The sequence below is a fragment of the Buttiauxella sp. 3AFRM03 genome (genome assembly GCF_003675305.1).
GTDB classification, from domain to species: Bacteria; Pseudomonadota; Gammaproteobacteria; order Enterobacterales; family Enterobacteriaceae; genus Buttiauxella; species Buttiauxella ferragutiae.
Map to the genome: position 1 here is coordinate 1,931,025 of NZ_CP033076.1, position 23,132 is coordinate 1,954,156.

A 23,132-nucleotide genomic window follows, 5' to 3' on the forward strand; every position below is an offset into this window, starting at 1 on the left:
AGCATAACCGGCAGGCGTTTTCTGTTCAGTATATCCGTACTCAAGACGGTTGATGTAAGCCAACCCGATTCCCTTCGCTGTCGGTGATGAGTGCAAAAGTACCAATGTCATCCGGTAATTCCTGCGGGCCGAACACACATTCGCCTCCAGCCTTGGCCACCCGTTCAAGCATGGCGCTTAAATCAGGCGCATGCAGGTAAACCACCGTGCCTTGCGCAGAAGGTTTAAACGCATCAGATTTTAGTAGTGCTCCACCGGGATTCGGCTTGGTATGTGGGAAGATTGCCATTTCCATTCCAGACATCGTTTCACGATGAAAATCAGTCGCGAAAACAGCCTCATAAAATGCTGTTGCACGTTCCAGATCCTGTACCGGGATTTCAAACCAATTGATGATAGTGCTCATGTTTAACTCCTCATTGATGATGTTCAACATTGAGTCTAACTAGCCCCTCCTGACAGCATACTGTCAGGAGACTTTTACTCAGACGAAAAAAAACCGCAGCACAATGGCTGCGGTTTTAGCTTCCAGCAAAACCCTAAAGGTTAAGGCAGAATCGATGGCTGATCCGCACCTTCTTTTTCCACTTTCTGCTGCAACATGTGCTCGCGCTTCATGCCCAGCTTCAACGCCAGCGCGGACGCGACGTAAATGGAAGAAACAGTACCGATAGAAACACCGATAAGCATCGTCAGGGAGAAGCCTTTCAGCATTGCCCCACCGAAGAGATACAACATCAGAATCACCACCAATGTGGTACCAGAGGTGATCAACGTACGATGCAGAGTCTGCGTCAAAGAAACGTTGAAGATCTCATATGGAGTCCCGCGACGGATCTTACGGAAGTTCTCACGGATACGGTCTGATACCACGATACTGTCGTTCAGTGAGTAGCCGATAACCGACATCAATGACGCGACGATGGTTAAGTCTATCTCAATGTGGAACAACGACAGCACACCCAGAGTGATAACGACGTCGTGCATCAACGCAATAACCACACCGGCAGCCAGACGCCACTCAAAACGGAAACCGACGTATACCAGAATGGAGATAAGCGCAGCTAACAACGCCAAAGCACCATTCTGAGCCAGATCCGCACCCACGCTTGGGCCAACGAACTCAATACGTTTTACACCGGCATTCTGGCTGGTTGCTTCGTTAATGACCTTAACGACCTGGCTACCCAGCACCTGACCACCGGTTTCCCCTTGGGCAGGTGGCATGCGCACCATGATGTCACGGCTGCTACCAAAATTCTGAACCAACGGATCCTGGAATCCAGCTTTCTCCAGTGCACTACGCATCATGTCCAAATCGGCTGGTTTTTCCAGCGAGATTTCGATGACGGTACCGCCGGTGAAATCCAGACCCCAGTTAAAACCTTTCACCCCGATAATCACGACGGAAAGGATTAACAGGAATCCGGAAATACCGAAAGCCCAGAAATCCCAGCGCATAAAGTCATGGACTCTACGGCCGTAGTTTAATTGTTCAACAGTATATTCCTGTGCCACAACGCACTCCTCAGATAGACAGCTTGTTGATGCGTTTGCCGCCGTACAACAGGTTTACGATGGCACGGGTACCGACAATTGCGGTAAACATGGACGTCGCCACACCAATACCGGTCGTGATCGCAAAGCCTTTAATTGCCCCGGTGCCTACGGCATACAGGATGATGACCTTGATAAGCGTCGTGATGTTAGCATCGAAAATAGAGCTGAACGCGCCCTGATAACCTTCGTGGATAGCCTGTTGCACCGAACGCCCGTTACTAAGTTCTTCCTTAATACGTTCGTTTATCAGTACGTTAGCATCGACGGCTACCGCAAGGGTTAACACGATCCCCGCAATCCCCGGCATGGTCAACGTTGCCCCTGGAAGCAGGGACATAATCCCGACAATCATCACCAGGTTTACCAACAATGCGGAAGTCGCAATCAGACCAAACTTCTTATAGAAGAACAGCATAAAGATGATTGAAACTGCCAGACCTGCCAGACACGCTTCCAGACCTTGCTTGATGTTTTCCATACCAAGGGTTGGACCGATGGTACGTTCTTCAACAATTTGGATTGGTGCGATCAATGCACCCGCACGCAGCAGCAAAGAGAGCTGACGCGCTTCGTTCGGGTTGCTGATACCGGTGATACGGAAGCTGTTACCTAAGCGCGACTGAATGTTTGCCACGTTGATAACTTCTTCTTGTTTCGCCAGAATTGAACGACCAGTTGCATCTTTCTTACCGCTGTCTTTGTACTCCACAAACAGGGTTGCCATCGGTTTACCGATGTTGTCCTTGGTGAAGTTAGACATGATGTTACCGCCAGCACTATCCAGTGAAATATTCACCTGTGCCTGGTTGTATTCATCGGTGCTCGAAGTGGAGTCAGTGATATGGTCACCGGTCAGAATCACACGCTTGTACAGGACAACCGGTTGACCTTCACGGGTATTTTTCACTTCGGAGTCACCCGGCACGCGGCCAGAGGCAGCAGCGGTGGCATCCACGTTGGTGTTAACCAAACGGAACTCAAGTGTTGCTGTCGCGCCGAGAATTTCTTTCGCACGCGCAGTATCCTGAATACCAGGTAATTCAACCACGATACGATCTGCACCCTGGCGTTGTACCAGAGGTTCAGCCACACCCAGTTGGTTTACACGGTTACGCAGGATATTAATGTTCTGCTGAACAGCATACTCACGCGCTTCGCTCAGACGAGCGTCCGTCATTACAGCACGCAATGCGCTGCTGCCCTGAGCGGAAATCACCAGGTCACGATGGCGTGGAGATAAATAAGAGATAGCGTCATCACGCGTTTTGCTGTCACGGAAGACAACATCAGCACCATAGTTATCGGCTTTACGCACGTTGGTGTAAGCGATGCTCTTTTCGCGCAAGTCAGTACGCAGGTTATCAATGGTTTGTTCCTGCAACTTGCTCAGTGCGGTATCCATGTCGACTTCCATCAGGAAGTGCACGCCACCACGCAGATCAAGACCCAGTTTCATTGGTTCTGCGGAAATAGCGGATAACCAGCGAGGAGTAGCCGGAGCAAGGTTAAGTGCGACGACATATTTGTCGCCTAATACGCCCATCAGCGCTTCACGAGCGCGCAGCTGCGTATCAGTGGTGTCAAAGCGTGCAAGAATTGCACCCTCGGATAGCGCCACAGACTTAGCGGTGATTTTATCTGCTTTTAAGGTGTTCTGGACCTGGATCAGCGTTTGTTCACTGGCGGCGACGCCGCGCGCGCCAGTGATCTGAACTGCCGGATCCTCACCATATAGGTTGGGAAGTGCGTATAGCAGACCGACGATAAAGACGACGATCAGCATGATGTACTTCCACAAAGGATAGCGGTTTAGCACGGTAGTTCCCTTAGGGAAAAACGAAAATTACAGCGCCTTCATAGTGCCTTTCGGCAGAACGGCAGCTACGAAATCACGCTTGATAACCACTTCAGTGGTGTCGTTTAGCGCGATTGAGATATAGCCAGTTTCAGCTACTTTCACTACGCGACCAACCAGACCACCAGTAGTCAGCACTTCATCCCCTTTAGAGATAGAGTCCATCAACTTTTTATGCTCTTTGGTACGTTTTTGCTGTGGGCGCAGGATCATGAAATAGAAGATCAGACCAAATACCACCAGCATAAGAATCAAAGAGTACGGGCTACCTTGCGCCGGAGCACCTGTTGCAGCAACCGCATCAGAAATGATAAAGCTCATTCAAAATCCCTCATTATTAAATTAATCAACATTCAAAGGTGGAACTGGTTTACCGGTTCGCTCGTAAAAATCACTCACGAAGTGCTCTAATTTACCCTCTTCAATGGCCTTGCGTAAACCAGCCATTAAACGCTGGTAATAGCGCAGGTTATGAATCGTGTTGAGTCGTGCGCCGAGTATTTCGTTGCAACGGTCAAGATGATGCAAGTAGGCACGTGAATAATTGCGACATGTATAGCAATCACATTCAGAATCCAACGGCGAAGTGTCATCTTTATGCTTCGCATTGCGGATTTTAACCACACCATCGGTGACAAAAAGGTGACCATTACGTGCATTGCGGGTTGGCATCACGCAGTCGAACATATCAATACCGCGACGAACACCTTCAACAAGGTCTTCCGGTTTCCCTACGCCCATCAAGTAACGAGGCTTATCTGCAGGGATTTGCGGGCATACATGTTCCAGAATCCGGTGCATGTCTTCCTTCGGCTCACCTACAGCCAGGCCGCCGACAGCGTAGCCATCAAAGCCTATCTCTACCAGACCTTTTACCGAGATATCTCGTAAATCTTCGTAAACGCTACCCTGAATAATGCCGAACAGCGCATTTTTATTCTCAAGAGAATCAAAGCGATCGCGGCTACGCTGTGCCCAGCGCAGAGACATTTCCATGGAACGCTTCGCGTAATCCCAGTCAGCAGGATATGGCGTACATTCGTCGAAGATCATCACGATATCGGAACCGAGATCGTATTGAATTTCCATGGATTTTTCTGGATCGAGGAAAATCGCGTCGCCGTTAATTGGGTTGCGGAAATGCACACCGGCTTCGGTGATTTTACGGATATCGCCCAGGCTAAATACCTGGAAACCACCGGAGTCAGTCAGGATTGGACCTTTCCACTGCATGAAATCATGTAAGTCACCGTGCAACTTCATGATTTCCTGACCAGGACGCAGCCACAAGTGGAAGGTGTTGCCCAGAATAATCTGTGCGCCAGTGGCTTCAACTTCTTCTGGCGTCATCCCTTTTACGGTGCCATAAGTGCCAACAGGCATGAAAGCAGGCGTTTCTACAACGCCACGGTCAAAGACCAGGCGGCCACGACGAGCGCGTCCGTCGGTTGTATCTAATTCAAATTTCACATTTCCTCCAGCATCAGAGAAACAGTCTGATGGTTAAGACAAAACGTCGTCGGATTGACCGGCGACGTAGAATTGACTGATTAGGCGCCAGGGCGCTCATTTATCGCCTGCGGATTGTACGTGATGTACATGGCATCCCCGTAACTAAAAAATCGATATTCGGAGTTAACAGCGGCTTTATAGGCGTTCATGGTGTTTTTATAACCAGCAAACGCGGAAACCAGCATGATCAGAGTCGATTCCGGCAGGTGGAAGTTGGTCACCAGTGCATCAATCACTTTGTATTGATAGCCTGGATAGATGAAGATTTGGGTATCACCGAAGAACGGTTCGATCAGGTCGTTTTTTGCGGCCTGCGCCGCACTTTCCAATGAGCGAACTGAAGTGGTTCCTACTGCGATAACGCGATTACCACGCGCTTTGCAGGCTAGCACCGCGTCAACCACGTCCTGTGGCACTTCCGCATATTCGGAGTGCATGATGTGGTCTTCGATGCTATCCACGCGCACAGGCTGGAATGTTCCGGCTCCTACGTGCAACGTCACAAACGCCTGCTCAATGCCTTTATTGCGCAACGCTTCAAGCAATGGCTCGTCAAAGTGCAAGCCGGCAGTAGGCGCGGCAACCGCACCAGGTTTCTGGCTATAAACGGTTTGATACAGCTCGCGGTCAGAGTCTTCATCCGGGCGGTCGATGTACGGCGGCAGCGGCATATGGCCGATGCTGTTGAGAATATCAAGGACACTGCGCTCGTCTTCAAACTGCACTTCAAACAACGCATCGTGGCGCGCAACCATCGTGGCATGTACGCTTTCATCATCGCCCAGCAACAATTCAGCACCCGGTTTAGGGGCTTTAGAAGCACGGATATGCGCGAGGATACGTTTGTCGTCAAGCATACGTTCGACCAGCACTTCAATCTTGCCGCCGCTGGCTTTACGGCCAAAAAGGCGCGCCGGGATCACGCGGGTATTGTTAAAGACCAGCAGATCTCCAGGGTTGAGCTTATCGAGCAAATCGGTGAAAGTGCCATGCGTTAAATTACCCGAGGGCCCTTCCAGAGACAGCAAACGGCACCCACTGCGCTGTGCTTGTGGATAGTGGGCAATCAAGGATTCAGGTAATTCAAAGGAAAAATCGGCAACACGCATGGTTTAGAGCTCAAGACTTAAAAAGTGGCGCTACAGTCTAGTGCCAGGGGACACTCCCTGCAAGGAAAAGGACGCCCGTTAATGCTGAATCGACAATTAAGGTTACTATGAATTTTCTCGCCCATTTACATCTTGCAAGCCTTGCTGACAGCTCACTTCTGGGGAATTTGCTTGCCGATTTTGTCCGTGGCAACCCGAATGAAAGCTATCCGGGTGACGTCGTGGCGGGTATCCATATGCATCGTCGCGTCGATGTGCTGACCGATAGCTTGCCGGAGGTGGCGATTGCGCGACAATGGTTCCGCCCTGAAACTCGCCGTGTCGCCCCGATAACATTAGATGTGATGTGGGACCATTTCGTTTCACGCCACTGGCAGACACTCTGCCCAAACACGCCGCTGCCAGAATTTGTCGCTTACGCGCGTGCCAATATCGAACCCTTTTTAATCGATACCCCAGAACGCTTTATCAATCTTAATCACTATCTGTGGGACGAGCGCTGGCTCGAGCGTTATAGCGACATGGCATTTATTGCTAATGTTCTCAATGGGATGGCTACGCGTAGACCAAAACTCGATGCTTTGCGAGCTTCCTGGCAAGATCTTGATACCCATTACGCTGCGCTTGAAGAATTGTTCTGGCAGTTCTACCCACGCATGATGGCGATGGCAGAACAAAAAAGTTTGTAACCGATCTCAGCGTGGTTATTTACTTCTTGCCCTTTTATAAAAAAGGGCTACTTTGGATCGCTGCTGTGCGAATATTCATTTTTTGATAGGTAATTCCTATCTGATTAATCGGCACAGTATGCTTGAGTTAGAGGGATTGCCGCCCCTATACTCCCCCCGTTGCGTTAACACTCACTTTAACAAAATTAACAGGAGTACATATGGTCCTGGTTACTCGTCCAGCCCCTGACTTTACAGCTGCAGCCGTACTCGGCAGTGGCGAAATCGTTGAAAACTTCAACTTCAAAGCACACACCAATGGTAAAACCACCGTTGTGTTCTTCTGGCCAATGGACTTCACTTTCGTATGCCCGTCTGAACTGATTGCGTTCGACAAGCGTTACGAAGAATTCCAGAAACGTGGCGTAGAAGTCGTTGGTGTATCTTTTGACTCCGAGTTCGTTCACAACGCATGGCGTAAAACCCCTGTTGATAAAGGCGGCATCGGTGAAGTGAAATATGCGATGGTTGCTGACATTAAGCGTGAAATTCAGAAAGCTTATGGCATCGAACATCCAGACGCAGGCGTTGCTCTGCGCGGTTCTTTCCTGATCGACAAAGCCGGTATCGTGCGTCACCAGGTTGTTAACGACCTGCCGCTGGGCCGTAACGTTGATGAAATGCTGCGTATGGTTGATGCGCTGCAATTCCACGAAGAGCACGGCGAAGTGTGCCCAGCTCAGTGGGAAAAAGGTAAAGAAGGCATGAACGCATCTCCAGACGGCGTTGCTAAATACCTGAGCGAAAACGTTTCTAGCCTGTAATTGCTAAACGTTTTTGACGAGAAAGGCCGCGCAAGCGGCCTTTTTTAGTTTCTAGAAAGCAAAACAAGAACAGCCCATCACGCCCCAGAATGCGCCTTCATCAGCAACAGGTATCGCTGATTTACGCGCCGTATCATGTTGATGACCATGCACATTACAGCTTCCGCAGCATTGGTGAACTTGCGCCATCATCCCCACTTTCCCAGCCTCTGGCGGTGCCGAACGGTAATGCCCAGGAACGTTCACCACAGGCGACCATTCGGGTAGCACTGGAATCGGTGGTGGAGCAAGCGCGGTAAAGGCACCTGCTGCATAAACCACTTTGCCATCCACCAGCGTTAACAGCGATTCAATGCCTTTGATTTCCTCTTCTGGCACCTTAAAGAAATCTTTTGAAAGCACGACTAAATCGGCAAGTTGCCCGGCTTTAATACGCCCTTTTTTACCCTGTTCACTGGAAAACCACGCGCTGCCAGCCGTCCATAGCTCAAGCGCCACATCACGCGAAAGCCGGTTATTGTCGTCATACATTTGCATCCCGCCTACCGTGCGCCCCGACACCAGCCAGTAAAGCGCCGTCCACGGATTATAACTGGCGACACGCGTCGCATCCGTCCCCAGCCCAACTGGTAATTCAGCGGCGAGCATTTTCGCGATAGGCGGCGTCTGTTTAACAGCTTCGGCACCATAACGTGCCGCGTAATATTCGCCCTGAAAAGCCATGCGATGCTGGACCGCGATACCGCCTCCCAACGCCTTAACGCGCTCAATATTCTTTTCACTGATGGTTTCGGCGTGGTCAAAAAGCCAGTGCAGGCCGTTAAACGGAATCTCACGATTCACCTTCTCAAACACCTCCAGCATACGGCTGATGGATTCGTTATAAGTCGCATGAAGACGGAATGGCCAACGATGTTCCACTAAATGGCGCACCACACGTTCCAGCTCTTGCTCCATACCGTCTGGTAAATCCGGACGCGGCTGCAAGAAATCCTCAAAGTCGGCGGCTGAAAAGACCAACATTTCCCCGGCACCATTTGCACGATAGAAATCAGTGCCCTGCCCCGGTTTCAGCATATCGGTCCATTTTTCAAAATCTTCCAGCTCATGCTGCGGACGCTGGGTAAACAGGTTGTAGGCGATACGCACCGTCATCTGCTTTTCGGCATGAAGCTGGTCGATTATCTGATAATCCTCCGGGTAATTCTGGAACCCACCACCGGCATCAATCGCGCTGGTAATCCCTAATCGGTTAAGCTCACGCATAAACTGGCGCGTCGAATTGACCTGTAAATCGAGCGGTAATTTCGGCCCTTTCGCCAGCGTCGAGTACAGAATCATGGCATTCGGTTTGGCGATAAGCATGCCGGTTGGATTACCGTTGCGGTCACGCATAATCTCGCCACCCGCTGGATTGGGCGTGTCTTTGGTGTAACCCACCGCTTTTAGTGCCGCCTGGTTTAACAATGCGCGATCGTAGAGATGCAACACAAAAACCGGCGTATCCGGTGCCGCCTCGTTGAGTTCTTCAAGCGTTGGCATACGGCGCTCGGCAAACTGAAATTCCGTCCAACCCCCGACCACGCGCACCCATTGTGGCGACGGCGTGCGTAATGCCTGCTCTTTGAGCATACGCAATGCATCGGCCAGAGAAGGCACACCTTCCCAACGCAGCTCCAGGTTGTAGTTCAAGCCGCCACGAATCAAATGCAGATGTGAGTCGTTCAGGCCTGGAATCACCGTATAACCTTTGAGATCAACACGCTGCGTTTCTTCATTGGCAAAATTCAGCACCCAGGATTCGCTGCCCACGGCAACAATTTTACCGTCTTTGATCGCCACGGCTTCGGCGAGCGGCGTTTCGCTGTCGAGAGTGTGAAACTGACCGTTAGTGAGAATGAGTGAGGCAATTTGCGACATAACCTGTACTCCTCAGTAAAACGTTATTTTTTCAGCCAACCGGCAAACAGCCGCGTCATGACTGGCATCCACAGCCACACCACCAGCGCGACAACCAGCGCATCATTGATGAGGTGCAACAAAAGCGAGCCATGCAGCGAAGGAAAAAGCATCGCGGTAACACGCGGAACGACGTTGGTACTCGGGAAAATGACTGCCAGGGTGATCAGGAATTGCTTCCATTGCGCGGGGCGTTTCAGCGCTGGGGTTTCCGGGGTAAACCAGAAGGCATTTTCGGTGCGAACTTCCAGATGATCGTCAAGGCGCAGCGCGGGTTTTATCTCCTCAACCAGCGTTTCTCGCTCAGCCGATTTAGTCCAGGCGGTGAGATTCTCCAGGGTGTCGAAACGAATCACGATGTTGTAAACATCGTTTCCGGTGGTGGGGCGAATAACGTGCACGCCAAGGTGTCCGGGATAACGCGCAGCGGCTGGCATGATTTTCGCCAGCCATTGCTCATAATGCGCCGCCTGGCCTGATTTAAGAGCGTGGGTTATCACCAGCGTGACAGTATTGTTGTCAGCCATAGGCTATTCCTGATGCAAAACAAGCAAAAGGCAGGAGGCTTCCTGCGGCGATAAATCAGGCTTTCCGTTCTGGCGCGCCATGGACCATGGTGTAAGCATAATCGACGCCTATGCCATAGGCACCGCTGTGCTCGCGCACCAGATCCATCACCGCATCGTAAGTGTCGCGGCGCGCCCAGTCGCGTTGGTATTCGAGCAACACCTGCTGCCAGGTCACCGGAACGGCCCCGGCCTGTACCATGCGGTCAATTGAGCGTTCGTGAGCATCGACCGACGTGCCGCCCGAAGTATCAGTCACAACGTAAACTTCAAAACCTTCGTCGAGCGCCATCAAGGCAGGAAACGTCAGGCACACTTCGGTCCACAAAGCAGAAATAATCAGTTTCTTGCGCCCGGTCGCTTTCACCGCCGCAACAAAAGCCGCATCTTCCCAGGAGTTCATTGAAGAGCGTTCGATAGGCGTAATTTCTGGGTGTATCGCCAGCAATTCAGGCCAGATATATCCACTGAAACTCTTCGTTTCTACCGAGGTAAAAATAGTCGGAACGTTAAAGATCTTTCCGGCCTTAGCTAGCGCAACGGTGTTATTTTTCAGCGTCTGGCGGTCGATATTCGCCACGCCAAAAGACATTTGAGGCTGGTGATCGATAAAGATCAGGGTGGAGTTGGTGGGGTCGATCAGTTCACGTATAGACATAAATTTTCCTTAAATTTCATCTGAATGATTAAGGAAGCGGCACAAGGTACAGCCTCCCAAATGGTATGAGATCTGGAAATGTCTAACTTAAGCAGAGGTTATTGATGAGAGGGAAAAGTAAGGATAGCACCGGTATTCCCCTTTGCCTGGCAAAAGGGAAACCGGTTGCAGAGCTAGAGACTATGCCACAATGAAACGGAGACCGCAGGTAGCGACAGTGCGCAATTTTCTAACGTCGCCTCGCCTTCAAGCTGTGTCCACGCTTTGCCGTGCAACAGCGGGTTCCACGGCAGCGTTCTCAGTGCTTCATCACCACGGTTAATCGCCACCAGCACACGTTCGTTTTGCCAGACACGAACGAATACCACCACGTCGCCCTCGGCGTAAATTACCTGGCAACCGCCGTGGCGCAAGGCGCGGCTTTTGTGGCGTAATTTTCCGAGCCGTTGATAAAGTGCCAGCAGCCCCAGATCTTGTTGATCCGGATTCCATGGGAAAGGTTTACGGCAAAACGGATCGTTATTGCCATCTAAACCCACTTCATCACCATAGTAGACGCAAGGCACGCCGGGCCAGCAATACAGCCACACGACGGCCAGAGGTAAGCGTGCCGCATCCTTGCCAAGGATCGACTTGAAGCGTGCGGTGTCGTGGCTGTCGAGCTGGTTAAACATGCGCAGTTGCTGCTGATGAGAAAGCCCCGCACGATATTCATCCATCCACGCCATACAGGTTTGTGCGTCGATATGTTGCGGATCATAGGAAATATCGGTGTTGGCAAGAAATCCCCACAGCGGGAAGGTGAAACCGCGATAGTTCATCGCCGCATCTTCGGCATCTGTCTGCAACCACTGGCGGGCGTCGCCAAAATGTTCACCCAAAATATAGGCATCAGATTTGGTTTCTTTCGCCGCTTTGGTGATACCGGAAACGTGCAGCAGGTTGTTTTTCGCGCCACCCTCTTCGCCTAGCATATGCACCACATCCAACCGCCAGCCGTCTATGCCCCACGGTTCACGCAACCAATGGCGCACCACGCTTTCGTCGCCCTGGTAAATCTCGTCAACCAGGTTGGAGGAGTGGTAATCCAGCTTTGGCAAACTGGAATAGCCGAGCCAGTCGAGCGCTTGCCCCTCCTGGTTATAGCTGTAAAAATCGCGCCAGGGTGATTGCGGGTTGTGGCTCGCACCGCTGCCGTGTGTTTGTTGGCGGTCAAACCATTGGTGAGTATCGCCGCTGTGGTTAAACACACCGTCGAGCATCAGGCGCATACCGTAACGCTGAGTGTTTTTACGCAACCGCAAATAGGCGTGATCGCCACCAAACTGCACGTCGACGTGGCGATAATCCTGAGTATCGTATTTATGGACGCTCGGCGCGGTAAAAATCGGGTTGAGATACAGCGCAGTGACACCCAGCTTCTTCAGATACGAAAGATTTTCACTGATACCGTCAAGATCGCCGCCATAGAAGGTCGATCCACCTGCGTCCGCGATCAGCGGCTCATCCCAGTCACGCAAGATAATGTCGCGCTTTGCGGCGTGGTGATAATAGATCCGATCCTGTTCCGGAGTACGTTGTTCACTGCGGGCAAAACGATCGGGGAAAATCTGGTAGAAGATCTGATCCTGTACCCATTGTGGGCCATCGTCAGGCAGATCGACCGCAAACTGCTCAAGACGTGCCGGCGGGATCGACCCGATACCTTGTGGCGTTAACCAGCGCTGTTTATCCAGCCACAACATTTTAAAACTGTAGCGGCGTCGCGGTTGCCCTTCCGATAAATCAATCACTCCGCGCCAGGCGACAATACCTTCAGCGGGTGCGGCTTTCTGGCGAGTCATCTGTACCGAGGTTTCTTCGTTATCCTTTTCATAACGGAGTACCACGCGGTGCGGCAAATCATCACCAGAAACCCACAAACTGATGTACAGCTTGTCTTTACGTGTCTGCATAAAAGGGGGCACCGGAAGGTGCCAGGCATTAAACATAATCGCTTTCCCAGAGAATAAATTGACGCCACCTTGCCACAGCGTAAGCGCTTATCACTCATCATTACTATTTTTATTGGGGGAGGAAAGCGGGGGCGGAGAAATAGCGTCGGTTGCTTAATAAGTTAGCGATACCTATAGTGAGAATATTCTTACTCCATCTGCCCTGCATCAAGGAGCTCGCCATGACTATTGCCCGTAGCCTTTCCTTGCTTCTGTTCGTATTTTACTCCGCCAACACGCTGGCTGCCTCGCCTTATGAATCGCTGCAATTTGGGAAGTATAAACAACAGATTACTGCGGATTTAAAAAAGACCTGCCATCCACAAAAGAAAATGACGGATGAAGCCTGGGGGAACAAAATTCTCGCCAACGAAGATAACAAAATGTATATCCGCGACGCGAGAATTGCGCTTGAACGCAACAACGAGAAAAACTACTGGGAAGCAATAAGTAAAGTAGAGTGCCCGGAAATGTAAGTTATAGGGTGGATTTTGCTAACGCTAGTCCACCCTGTAAGACGCTTACGAGTTTGTGGCGAGTATTTGACGACGTTTAAACATCCAGCCAACCAGCAGCAACACAATCCACACGCAGCCGACATACAGCGAGATGCGCGTGTCAGGATGCCAGCCAATCAGCGCGATAATAAACACCAGGAACACCAGGCCCACAATGGTGGTTACCACGCCGCCCGGTACCGGGAATTTGAGCGCCTTAGTTTCTTCAGGGGATAGCTTGCGACGGAACGCGATCTGCGACAGCAGGATCATTATCCAAACCCAAACCGTGGCAAAAGTCGCCAGCGAAGCAATCACCAGGAAAACGTTTTCTGGAATCAGGTAGTTGAGCACCACCGCCAGTAACAGTGCGCAGCACATGACCAACACAGTGACCCACGGAATACCGTTGCGTGATGTTTTGGCGAACACTTTCGGGGCGCTGCCCTGCTCTGCCATACCGTGCAACATGCGGCCGACACCGAAGACATCACTGTTAATGGCTGAAAGCGATGCGGTGATCACCACGAAGTTAAGAATCCCTGCCGCAGCCGTAATCCCCATATGCTGGAACGTCAGTACAAACGGGCTGCCTTCCGTACCCACCTGGTTCCACGGATAGATAGACATGATGACAAACAGCGTGCCCACATAGAACACCAGGATACGTAGCGGAACAGAGTTGATGGCGCGAGGAATCGACTTCTGCGGGTCTTTCGCTTCACCCGCAGTGATACCGATAATTTCAATCCCGCCGTAAGCAAACATCACCATCTGCAACGACATAATCATGCCAATCCAGCCATTGCTGAAGAAGCCGCCATTGCTCCACAAATTATGGATACCCGTTGGCTGACCACCGTTACCAATACCCCAAACGATGATGCCAATACCGGCAGCAATCATGATGATAATGGTCGCGACTTTGAAGAAAGAGAACCAAAATTCCAGCTCGCCAAACACTTTGACGCTCATCAGGTTAATGGCGCAGATAATTAGCACTACGCTCAATACCCAGACCCAATGTGGTACCGCCGGGAACCACAGCCCCATATAGATACCAAATGCGGTGACGTCGGCAATTGCGACAATCAGGATCTCAAAACAGTAAGTCCAGCCGGTGATGTAACCTGCCAGCGGGCCGAGGTTATCTTGCGCATAGCGTGAAAATGAACTGGCGGAAGGGTTATGAACCGACATCTCGCCAAGGGCGCGCATAATGATGTAAGCCGCCACCCCACCGATGATGTAGGCCAACAACACACTTGGCCCTGCCATTTTGATAGCGTCTGCCGAACCATAAAACAGCCCGGTGCCAATTGCCGAACCCAACGCCATAAAGCGTATGTGCCGGGTACTCAAGCCGCGCTTGAGCTTATTAGCGTTTTCCATTAATTCCAACCCTGCTTAACAATAAAAAAAACCACGGAGCAAAGCCCCGTGGTTGTACAAAATTATAATTTTTAGTGGGCGGCGGAGGCCACCTGTCGCCCTGCGGCGCGGTCCCATACGATGGCAATCACCACCATGATAATGGTCGGAAGCAACCATGCCAGGCCTTGTTCGGACAGCGGCAAGTGGGAAGTCCACGCGGGTAAAATATCGCTGATTGCCGAAGCTTTAATCCCGTCCATGATGCCAAACAAGGTGCTGATGACCATCGCTGGCGCAATCACGCGGGTTGAGTTATGCCACCACGGTCGGGTGAAACTCAGCACCACCAGCGCAATACACGGCGGGTAAATCGCCGTCAGCACCGGAATTGAAACCTGAATCAGATGACTCAACCCGAGGTTAGAAACCACCATCGAGAACAAGCCAAGGATAAACACCAGCGAACGGTAAGACAGTGGCAGATACTGGCTGAAGAACTCAGCACACGCACAAGTCAGGCCAACTGCCGTGACCATGCAGGCAAGGAAAATCAGCGCGGCGAGGAAGAAGCTACCAGCACTACCGAAGGTATGAGCCACATAGGCATGCAGGATCGCAGCACCGTTGGCATTTTGGTCAGCGACCAGCGTAGCGCTATCAGAACCCAGGCGGAACAGCGCAAGGTAAATCAGCGTTAAGCCAACACCAGCAATCAGGCCAGCCAAAATGGTATAGCGTGTCAGCAAGCGGGATTCAGTCACGCCACGGGAACGTGCCGCGTTAACAATCACAATCCCGAACACCAGCGAAGCCAGGGTATCCATCGTCAGATAGCCATTCACAAAACCGTTAGCAAACGCCGCATTCTGATACGCCTCAGTCGCAGTGCTGATACCGCCTGCTGGCCACAGCATTGCACCCGCCGCCAGCGCCAGGAGCGCAACGATTTTCACCGGAGCCAGCACGTGGCCAACGGTGTCCAGCAATTTACCTGGATACAGTGAAATACCGATAACAATCGCGAAGTAAACCAGGCTGTAGATAAACAGTGGCAGTTCACCCGAACCCACCAGTGGTGCAATCCCGACTTCGAAGGAAACAGTAGCCGTACGCGGGGTGGCAAACAATGGGCCAACCGCCAGGTAACAAATAGTCGCTAACAGCACACCGGCACGACGGCCAATCGGTGAGCTCAGGCTATCAATACCCCCACCGACACGAGCAATCGCGACGATAGTTAAAACGGGCAGACCAACCGCGGTCACCAGGAAGCCAAGTGAGGCAATCCAGACGTGTTCGCCAGCTTGTAACCCCACCATTGGTGGAAAAATGATATTGCCTGCGCCGACAAACAGCGCAAAGGTCATAAAGCCTAGCGCGAGGATGTCTCGAGATTTCAGATGATGGGTCATAAAATTTTGGCAGCCTGTGGATGTGTGGTGTTGTAAGTATTCAAATTTTTATGCGTGTATTTGCCAATCCTTAGACAGTCATACATCGGCATAAAAGCGGTGATTGGCAGTAACGACAGCGGAAAATCCTTTCCGGGATCGGTGGCGAAGAATAGTTGTTTGAATTACCACTCAAATCCAGTCGGTCTGCTATTCACAGGGGCGCAATTAAAACGCTTATAGCGTTTGAAGGCAAGAAGGGATCCAAAAACCAGATTGATCTCCTTAAATTAGACTTAAAATCAGTGGATTTGTTTATACATTAGAAAATTGTATGGTTTTTTGTGTGGTTAAAATATCACCAATTAAGCTTTTTTGATTTACATGTGGGCAAAAAAAACACAGGCCAGCAAGCTGACCTGTGGAAAGTTATTTTGACACTATTCAGCGATAAACGGGTTTTGCAGGGTAGATAAGCGATATCGTCATCCACCATTTGCGCCAGTTGTTACAGAGAGAAGTGTCGGATGACGCTTCGCTTATCCGATCTACGAAAAACTTGTCATCAGTGTCATAACTTACGCGGCTTACAGCACTTTATCGTTAACGATTAAACGCTCAGGCAACACAAAGGAAAACGTGGAACCTTTCCCTGGCTGGCTTTCGATATTCAGACGCGCATCGTGATGGCTTAACGCATGTTTCACTATTGCCAGACCTAACCCACTACCACCTGTTTGCCTTGAACGCGCTTTATCCACTCGATAGAACCGCTCGGTCAGGCGTGGGATATGTTCCGCAGAAATACCAGGACCAGTATCCGCCACGCTAAAGCCCACACCACCCGCGACCCGTTTCCAGCTCACGGTAATTTGCGTCCCTTCCGGCGTATGGTTTACCGCGTTGTACACCAGGTTTGAAATCGCGCTGCGTAGCTGTTCTTCATTACCGAAGACTTTGAGTGAGGGATCAATATCGAACTTTAACGTCTGCCTTTGCTGACTGAGGGTTTGCGCTTCTCGCTCCACCACACGCAGCATCAGTGGCACATCAATCTTTTCATTGAGCACCATTGCCGGTGCCGCTTCAATTTTAGATAGCGTCAAAAGCTGTTTCACCAGACCTTCCATCCGCGAAGTTTGCTCGCGCATGGTGCCCAGAGCCTTATCGCGCAGCGGCCCTTCAAGCGCCTGATCCTGCATCATCTCCAGATAACCTTGCAGTACCGTCAACGGAGTACGCAGTTCATGGCTAACGTTGGAAAAAAAGTTACGTCGCGCCCCTTCCAGTTGGTGCATCTGCGTGACATCACGTGCCACCATCAGCCACTGCTCGTCGCTGTATGGCATCACACGGAATTCCAGATGACGGCCATTGTTAAGCACCAGCGTCAACGGCCGGGCGAAATCTTTTTGCGTCAAATAGCGGGTAAATTCAGGGTAACGCAGCAAGTTAAGGATGTTCTGCCCGTTATCGTCCGGCCAGCGTAACCCCAACAACTGTTGGGCCAGCCCGTTACACCAAAAAATGGTCCCTTCTTCGGTAGTCAGCACTACCGCATCGGGCAGTGATTCCGCGCCGCTGCGAAAGCGTTTGATTAAATTGCCTAATTCTTTACGGCGTTTTTTATTACGCAGCTGCATTTGATGAAGACCGTATAACAACGGATCCCAGCTCCCGCGACCAGGGGGCGGTGTCATACTGCGATCAACCCACAACCACCACGACAAACGAAGCAAATTCCAGAAATGCCAAACCAGCAGTCCTGTGACCGCCAGTAATAAAAACCAGGGTAAATAGCCAAAAATAAGGCCCAAGATGACAGCAGGTAAGCAACAGAGCAGCAGCTCCATCACCAACCTTTTCCATGACAGCCGTTCCAGCACGCGTCACTCTCCTGATAAGGAACTAAAAGCGGGTTGAGAACCGATAACCCGTACCGCGTACTGTTTGTACCATTCGATCATGCCCGCTATGCTCGAGCGCTTTACGCAACCGCCTGATATGTACGTCCACTGTTCTGTCTTCGACATACACATTGGTGCCCCATACATGGTTAAGCAACTGTTCACGGCTATATACCCGTTCCGGATGCGTCATAAAGAAGTGTAATAACTTAAATTCAGTTGGGCCCATGTCCAGCGGGTTTTCACCGGTCATCACGCGATGCGATGAAGGGTCAAGGCTCAGCCCGTGCATCTCAATAACCTCTTCCACCGCCATCGGAGAGATTCGGCGCATCACAGCTTTAATGCGCGCCACCAGCTCCTTCGGTGAAAACGGCTTGGTAATATAGTCATCGGCACCAACTTCCAGGCCACGCACGCGATCTTCTTCTTCACCTCGTGCTGTCAGCATCATTACCGGGATTTCCCGCGTCAATGCTTCACGCTTCAGGTGCTTGATAAACTGAATACCCGAGCCGCCTGGCAACATCCAGTCCAGTAAAATCAGGTCCGGGAAGGGTTCGATAAGCAGATTCACTGCACTGTCATAATCTTCCGCTTCTACAGGCTGAAAACCGTTTTGCTCAAGCACAAAGCTCACCATTTCACGGATTGGAGCTTCATCTTCTACGACTAAAATACGCTTCGCCATGATTCGCCCTGCTCAAGGAATAATTATAGTTGTTTCAATGCGGCGCCATTATGCGTCAGATTTATGACAGATTTATGAAAAACATGACTGTTTAGTGACTCATCAATTTGATTTATGACACAGAGACCTATGCCGTTTTCCGCCTCGCCCCCTTATAATCGAGGCCTCGCTTTTAAGCCACCGGACAGGTTATGCGCATAATTCACACATCAGACTGGCACCTTGGTCAAAATTTTTATACCAAAAGCCGCGGGCCGGAGCATCAGGCTTTTCTTGAATGGCTGCTGAAAGCTGCCGTTGAACATGATGTGGATGCAATAATCGTCGCGGGCGATATTTTTGATACTGGCTCGCCACCAAGCTATGCGCGAGAACTGTATAACCGCTTTGTGGTGCAACTCCAGTCTACCGGCTGCTCACTGGTGGTGCTCGCCGGTAACCATGACTCAGTTGCCACATTGAACGAGTCCCGTGAACTGATGGCGTGTCTTAACACTTATGTCGTCGCCAGCGCACGCCACGATACCAGCCAGCAGGCAATTGTGCTGAATACGAAAGATGGCGCGCCTGGCGCTATTCTCTGCCCCATTCCCTTTCTGCGGCCACGCGATATTCAAAACAGTCTGGCGGGTTTATCCGGCCATGAAAAGCAGCGTTCATTAATGGAAGCGATCGGTGAACATTATCAGCAGTGTTTTAGCGCCGCTTGCGTTCTGCGCGCTGACGCGCAGTTGCCAATTATCGCCACCGGGCATTTAACCACCGTCGGCGTGACGAAAAGTGACGCCGTGCGTGACATCTATATTGGCACACTCGACGCTTTCCCGGCGCAGCATTTCCCGGATGCCGATTACATTGCCCTGGGCCATATTCACCGTGCGCAATTAATTGGTGGCACCGAACATATCCGCTACAGCGGCTCACCAATACCGTTAAGTTTTGACGAAACCGGTAAGACCAAAAGTGTTTATCTGGTTGAATTTTCAGAAGGTAAACTTCATGAAGTCACCCCACTTACGGTACCAGTTAGCCAGCCGCTGGCGGTGATCAAAGGTTCGCTGAACGAAATTGAACAGCAGCTTGAACAATGGCGCGATGCACCGACAGAACCCAAAGTGTGGCTGGATATTGAAATCGCCACCGATGAATATCTGCATGATATGCAGCGCCATATTCAACAGCTAACCGAAACGCTGCCTGTTGAAGTGGTTTTGCTGCGCCGTAGCCGTGAGCAGCGCGAGCGTGTTATTGCTCAACAACATAAAGAAACCCTAAGTGAATTGACGGTTGAAGAGGTTTTTGAACGCCGCCTGGTTCAGGAAGAAACCACTGAAGAACGCGCAAAACGCCTGCGCACTCTGTTTGCCCAAACGGTCGCCAGCCTGCATGACGCGGAGGAACAAGCATGAAAATCCTCAGTCTGCGATTGAAAAACCTCAACTCCCTGAAAGGGGAATGGAAAATTGATTTCACCCGCGAGCCTTTCGCCAGCAATGGTTTGTTTGCCATCACCGGGCCAACAGGAGCGGGTAAAACTACGCTACTTGATGCTGTCTGCCTCGCGCTTTATCACAAAACGCCACGTCTCAACACGGTCTCGCAATCACAGAATGACCTGATGACCCGCGACACTGCCGAGTGTCTGGCGGAAGTGGAATTTGAAGTAAAAGGTGTTGCCTACCGCGCATTCTGGAGCCAGAACCGGGCGCGTAATGCGGCCAACGGCAATCTGCAAGCCCCGCGCGTTGAGCTGGCTGAAGTAGAAAGCGGCAAGATCATCGCCGATAAAGTGAAAGATAAGCTCGATATCACCGCCAAATTGACCGGACTCGATTACGACCGCTTCACCCGCTCCATGATGCTTTCTCAGGGGCAGTTTGCGGCGTTTTTAAATGCCGACGCCAATGACCGTGCCTCATTGCTTGAAGAACTCACCGGTACTGAAATTTACGGTACAGTTTCTGCGGCGGTGTTCGAAAATCATAAAAATGTACGCAGCCAATTAGAGAACCTGCAAGCGCAGGCAGCAGGTGTAGCACTTCTGGATGAATCCCAGCGCCAGCAGCTTTCAGAGAGTTTGCAGGCACTTACTACAGAAGAAAAAAACCGCCTGGCTGAACAGCAGACACTCCAGCAACACCAGCAATGGCTCAGCCAACTCGACCTGTTGACTCAAAAACACTCGCATGCGGGAACGGCACTGAATGCGGCAACTCGCGCAATCGAAGAAGCAGCGCCGCTTCTCGAAAAACTAACACGAGCCCAGCCCGCAGAAAAACTGCGCCCTGACTGGCAACGCTTGCAGGAATTACAGGCCACGCTGCAAAACACCCGCGTACAAAGCGAAGAAGTGAATACTCGCTTACATCAGGCGACAGTGCGTCGCCAGCAGACCCGGCAGGCCGCCGCAAGCCAGGCAGCAAAACTGGCGCATGAAAACAGCGAGCTGCAAGCCTGGCTGAAAACGCATGACAGGTACCGCCTGTGGGGCGCTGAACTTGCAGGCTGGCGCATGGCATTCAATCAACAACAACGCGATGCCAGCCAGCTACAGACCTTGCAGCGTGATATTGAAACTAGCCAGAAAAAGCTGGAACTGCTGCCAGCCGTTGAGCTTACGCTCACTGCTGATGAAGTGAGTACTCATTTACAAGCAACGATTACCGCGCGCCCTTTGCGCCAGCAGCTTGCTGCTTTACAGCCGCAACTTGCCTCACTTCACAAGCGAAAAATCCAGCAGCAACAAGATATTACTGCGCTTGAAAAACAGATCACTCAAGGCGATGTCGAGCTGGCACTCAAACGCCAGCAATACAAAGAGCGCCGCCAGCATGAAAGTGACCTGGAAAAAGTATGCGAACTGGAAATGCGCATTGTCAGTCTCGAAGCTGAACGCGCCCATTTGCAACCCGATCAACCTTGCCCGCTGTGTGGTTCCACGCAGCATCCGGCAGTGGCGGATTATCAGGCCATACAGCCAGGAGAAAATCAGCAGCGTCTGACGGCACTAAAACGTGAAGTTGCCAGCCTTGCGGAAGCTGGTTTTGCGATGAAAGGCCAACTCGACACGTTGCGTTCACAGCGCGAAAACCTGGTTGTCGCCATCAAAACGCTTGATGAAGAAGAGAAGGCATTACGTCTACGCTGGCAGCAACTGTGCGCCAGCCTGCAACTGGCGCTGAAGCCCGAGGACGACCTCCAGCAGTGGCTGGAAAGCGAAGAAAAACGCGAGCAGCAGCTGCATCAACTCAGCCAACGGATCGTGCTGGAGGAGCAACTCGCTCGGACGCGTCTGCAACACAGCAAACTAGCGGCAGAGGCCGCGGCACAACGAGAAACACTCAATAGCGTGCTCGAAAATGCTGGCCTACAACATCCCGCTCACGGTGAAGAACATAGCTGGCTGGAACAGCGCCAACAGGAATCCCAAAGCTGGCAACAGCGCAATGAACAACTTCCACGTTTACAACAGCAACTAAACGCCCTGGAAAACCTGCTCAATGCGCTGATTGATGATGGCACCACGCCTGCTCCGCTATCCGAAAGCGAACAAATTTCAGCGTTGCAAAACTGGCATAACTTGCACAGCGACTGTATTGCGCTGGAGAGCCAGTGGAAGACGCTGCAACAGCAGTTGCAACAGGAAGAAGCCCGCGTGAGTCAGGCAAATGAGCAGTTCCTGTCCACCCTTGCCGCTAGCCAGTTCGCCGATGCACCGTCATTCCAGGCAGCATTACTCGATGAAAGTGAACGCCAGCAACTTGAGCAGAAAAAACAGCATCTTGAGCAACAGCATCAGCAGCAAACCATTCTTTGCCAGCAAGCTGAGAAAGCGCTCACTGACCATAAAGCGGCTCGCCCAACTACGCTTGCTGACGATGCAGAACTGAGTTTGCTGGACGCACAATTAACGCTGTGTAATCAGCAACTGCGCGAGAACACCACGCAACAAGGACAGATTCAGCAACAGCTTCGCCATGACGCAGAAAATCGCCTACGCCAGCAAGGGCTGATGCAGTCCATCGTCGAGTGCCAGCAGCAAGTTGAAGACTGGGGCTATCTCAATGCGTTAATTGGTTCGAAGGAAGGCGATAAATTCCGTAAGTTTGCCCAGGGGCTAACGCTCGATAATCTGGTGTGGTTGGCGAACAACCAGCTAAACCGTTTGCATGGGCGTTATTTGTTACAACGCAAAGATAGCGAAGCTCTGGAATTGCAGGTGGTCGATACATGGCAGGCCGATGCGGTGCGCGACACTCGCACGCTTTCAGGTGGTGAGAGTTTCCTGGTCAGCCTGGCGCTGGCGCTGGCGTTATCCGACCTGGTGAGCCACAAAACCCGCATCGACTCGCTGTTCCTTGATGAAGGCTTTGGCACGCTGGATGCAGAGACACTGGACACCGCGCTGGATGCGTTAGATACGCTCAATGCCAGCGGCAAAACCATCGGCGTGATAAGCCACGTTGAGGCAATGAAAGAACGTATTCCGGTACAGATTAAGGTGAAGAAGATCAACGGATTGGGTGTTAGCCGCCTCGCTAAGGAGTTTGCTGTCGAGTAATTTTAT

19 protein-coding genes are annotated in these 23,132 nt (G+C 51.4%); 5 read left to right on the plus strand and 14 right to left on the minus strand.

From position 1 onward, the window contains the following. Window positions 1-40: 40 nt before the first annotated feature. From D8682_RS10495 to queA, 6 genes are all read right to left on the minus strand, one after another. On the minus strand, window positions 41-406 hold the full coding sequence (locus D8682_RS10495) for a VOC family protein (RefSeq protein WP_064549342.1): 366 nt from the start codon (window positions 404-406) through the stop codon (window positions 41-43). Between the two features lie 140 nt (window positions 407-546). After that, on the minus strand, window positions 547-1,518 hold the full coding sequence (secF, locus tag D8682_RS10500) for a protein translocase subunit SecF (RefSeq protein WP_064549185.1): 972 nt from the start codon (window positions 1,516-1,518) through the stop codon (window positions 547-549). 10 nt (window positions 1,519-1,528) lie between these two features. Continuing rightward, a complete protein-coding gene (secD, locus tag D8682_RS10505) occupies window positions 1,529-3,376 on the minus strand; it encodes a protein translocase subunit SecD (RefSeq protein ID WP_121814230.1) in 1,848 nt (615 codons plus the stop codon). 27 nt (window positions 3,377-3,403) lie between these two features. Next, window positions 3,404-3,736 carry a preprotein translocase subunit YajC gene (gene yajC / locus D8682_RS10510; protein WP_034457929.1) on the minus strand — a complete coding sequence of 111 codons (333 nt, stop codon included), beginning with the start codon at window positions 3,734-3,736 and terminating at the stop codon, window positions 3,404-3,406. Between the two features lie 21 nt (window positions 3,737-3,757). Continuing rightward, window positions 3,758-4,885: a tRNA guanosine(34) transglycosylase Tgt gene (gene tgt, locus D8682_RS10515; RefSeq protein ID WP_064549189.1), complete on the minus strand. Its 1,128-nt coding sequence runs from the start codon at window positions 4,883-4,885 to the stop codon at window positions 3,758-3,760. A gap of 80 nt (window positions 4,886-4,965) precedes the next feature. Beyond that, window positions 4,966-6,036, minus strand: a complete 1,071-nt coding sequence (gene queA / locus D8682_RS10520) for a tRNA preQ1(34) S-adenosylmethionine ribosyltransferase-isomerase QueA (protein WP_064549191.1) — start codon at window positions 6,034-6,036, stop codon at window positions 4,966-4,968. Window positions 6,037-6,143: 107 nt separating this feature from the next. Here queA and acpH point away from each other — a divergent pair, with 107 nt between their 5' ends. Together acpH and D8682_RS10530 are read left to right on the plus strand one after the other, a co-directional pair. Continuing rightward, window positions 6,144-6,725, plus strand: coding sequence for an ACP phosphodiesterase (gene acpH / locus D8682_RS10525; protein WP_121814231.1), 582 nt, complete (start codon window positions 6,144-6,146; stop codon window positions 6,723-6,725). 200 nt (window positions 6,726-6,925) lie between these two features. Further along, window positions 6,926-7,528, plus strand: a complete 603-nt coding sequence (locus D8682_RS10530; protein WP_064549195.1) for a peroxiredoxin C — start codon at window positions 6,926-6,928, stop codon at window positions 7,526-7,528. Between the two features lie 51 nt (window positions 7,529-7,579). Here the strand turns inward: D8682_RS10530 and D8682_RS10535 are convergent, their stop codons facing one another. The 4 genes from D8682_RS10535 to malZ form a co-directional block, all read right to left on the minus strand. Continuing rightward, entirely contained in the window at window positions 7,580-9,448 is a 1,869-nt protein-coding gene (locus D8682_RS10535) for an amidohydrolase (RefSeq protein ID WP_121814232.1), read from the minus strand. Window positions 9,449-9,471: 23 nt separating this feature from the next. Further along, entirely contained in the window at window positions 9,472-10,014 is a 543-nt protein-coding gene (locus tag D8682_RS10540) for an antibiotic biosynthesis monooxygenase (RefSeq protein ID WP_121814233.1), read from the minus strand. A 55-nt stretch (window positions 10,015-10,069) separates the two neighbouring features. Continuing rightward, window positions 10,070-10,711: a hydrolase gene (locus D8682_RS10545; protein WP_121814234.1), complete on the minus strand. Its 642-nt coding sequence runs from the start codon at window positions 10,709-10,711 to the stop codon at window positions 10,070-10,072. 173 nt (window positions 10,712-10,884) lie between these two features. Beyond that, window positions 10,885-12,702 carry a maltodextrin glucosidase gene (gene malZ / locus D8682_RS10550; protein WP_121814235.1) on the minus strand — a complete coding sequence of 606 codons (1,818 nt, stop codon included), beginning with the start codon at window positions 12,700-12,702 and terminating at the stop codon, window positions 10,885-10,887. A gap of 185 nt (window positions 12,703-12,887) precedes the next feature. Between malZ and D8682_RS10555 the strand changes: the two genes are divergently transcribed. Beyond that, a complete protein-coding gene (locus D8682_RS10555) occupies window positions 12,888-13,181 on the plus strand; it encodes a YicS family protein (RefSeq protein WP_064549205.1) in 294 nt (97 codons plus the stop codon). A 45-nt stretch (window positions 13,182-13,226) separates the two neighbouring features. Here D8682_RS10555 and proY read toward each other — a convergent pair whose 3' ends face one another. The 4 genes from proY to phoB form a co-directional block, all read right to left on the minus strand. After that, window positions 13,227-14,594, minus strand: a complete 1,368-nt coding sequence (gene proY / locus D8682_RS10560) for a proline-specific permease ProY (RefSeq protein ID WP_064549207.1) — start codon at window positions 14,592-14,594, stop codon at window positions 13,227-13,229. A 71-nt stretch (window positions 14,595-14,665) separates the two neighbouring features. Next, a complete protein-coding gene (gene brnQ / locus D8682_RS10565) occupies window positions 14,666-15,988 on the minus strand; it encodes a branched-chain amino acid transporter carrier protein BrnQ (RefSeq protein ID WP_121814236.1) in 1,323 nt (440 codons plus the stop codon). Between the two features lie 566 nt (window positions 15,989-16,554). After that, entirely contained in the window at window positions 16,555-17,853 is a 1,299-nt protein-coding gene (phoR, locus tag D8682_RS10570) for a phosphate regulon sensor histidine kinase PhoR (protein ID WP_121814237.1), read from the minus strand. 22 nt (window positions 17,854-17,875) lie between these two features. Further along, window positions 17,876-18,565 carry a phosphate response regulator transcription factor PhoB gene (phoB, locus tag D8682_RS10575; protein WP_064549213.1) on the minus strand — a complete coding sequence of 230 codons (690 nt, stop codon included), beginning with the start codon at window positions 18,563-18,565 and terminating at the stop codon, window positions 17,876-17,878. A gap of 191 nt (window positions 18,566-18,756) precedes the next feature. Between phoB and sbcD the strand changes: the two genes are divergently transcribed. After that, window positions 18,757-19,974, plus strand: coding sequence for an exonuclease subunit SbcD (sbcD, locus tag D8682_RS10580; protein ID WP_064549215.1), 1,218 nt, complete (start codon window positions 18,757-18,759; stop codon window positions 19,972-19,974). Continuing rightward, window positions 19,971-23,126, plus strand: a complete 3,156-nt coding sequence (gene sbcC, locus D8682_RS10585; RefSeq protein ID WP_121814238.1) for an exonuclease subunit SbcC — start codon at window positions 19,971-19,973, stop codon at window positions 23,124-23,126. Before sbcD ends, sbcC begins: the two co-directional genes overlap by 4 nt. The last annotated feature ends 6 nt before the right edge of the window (window positions 23,127-23,132 follow it).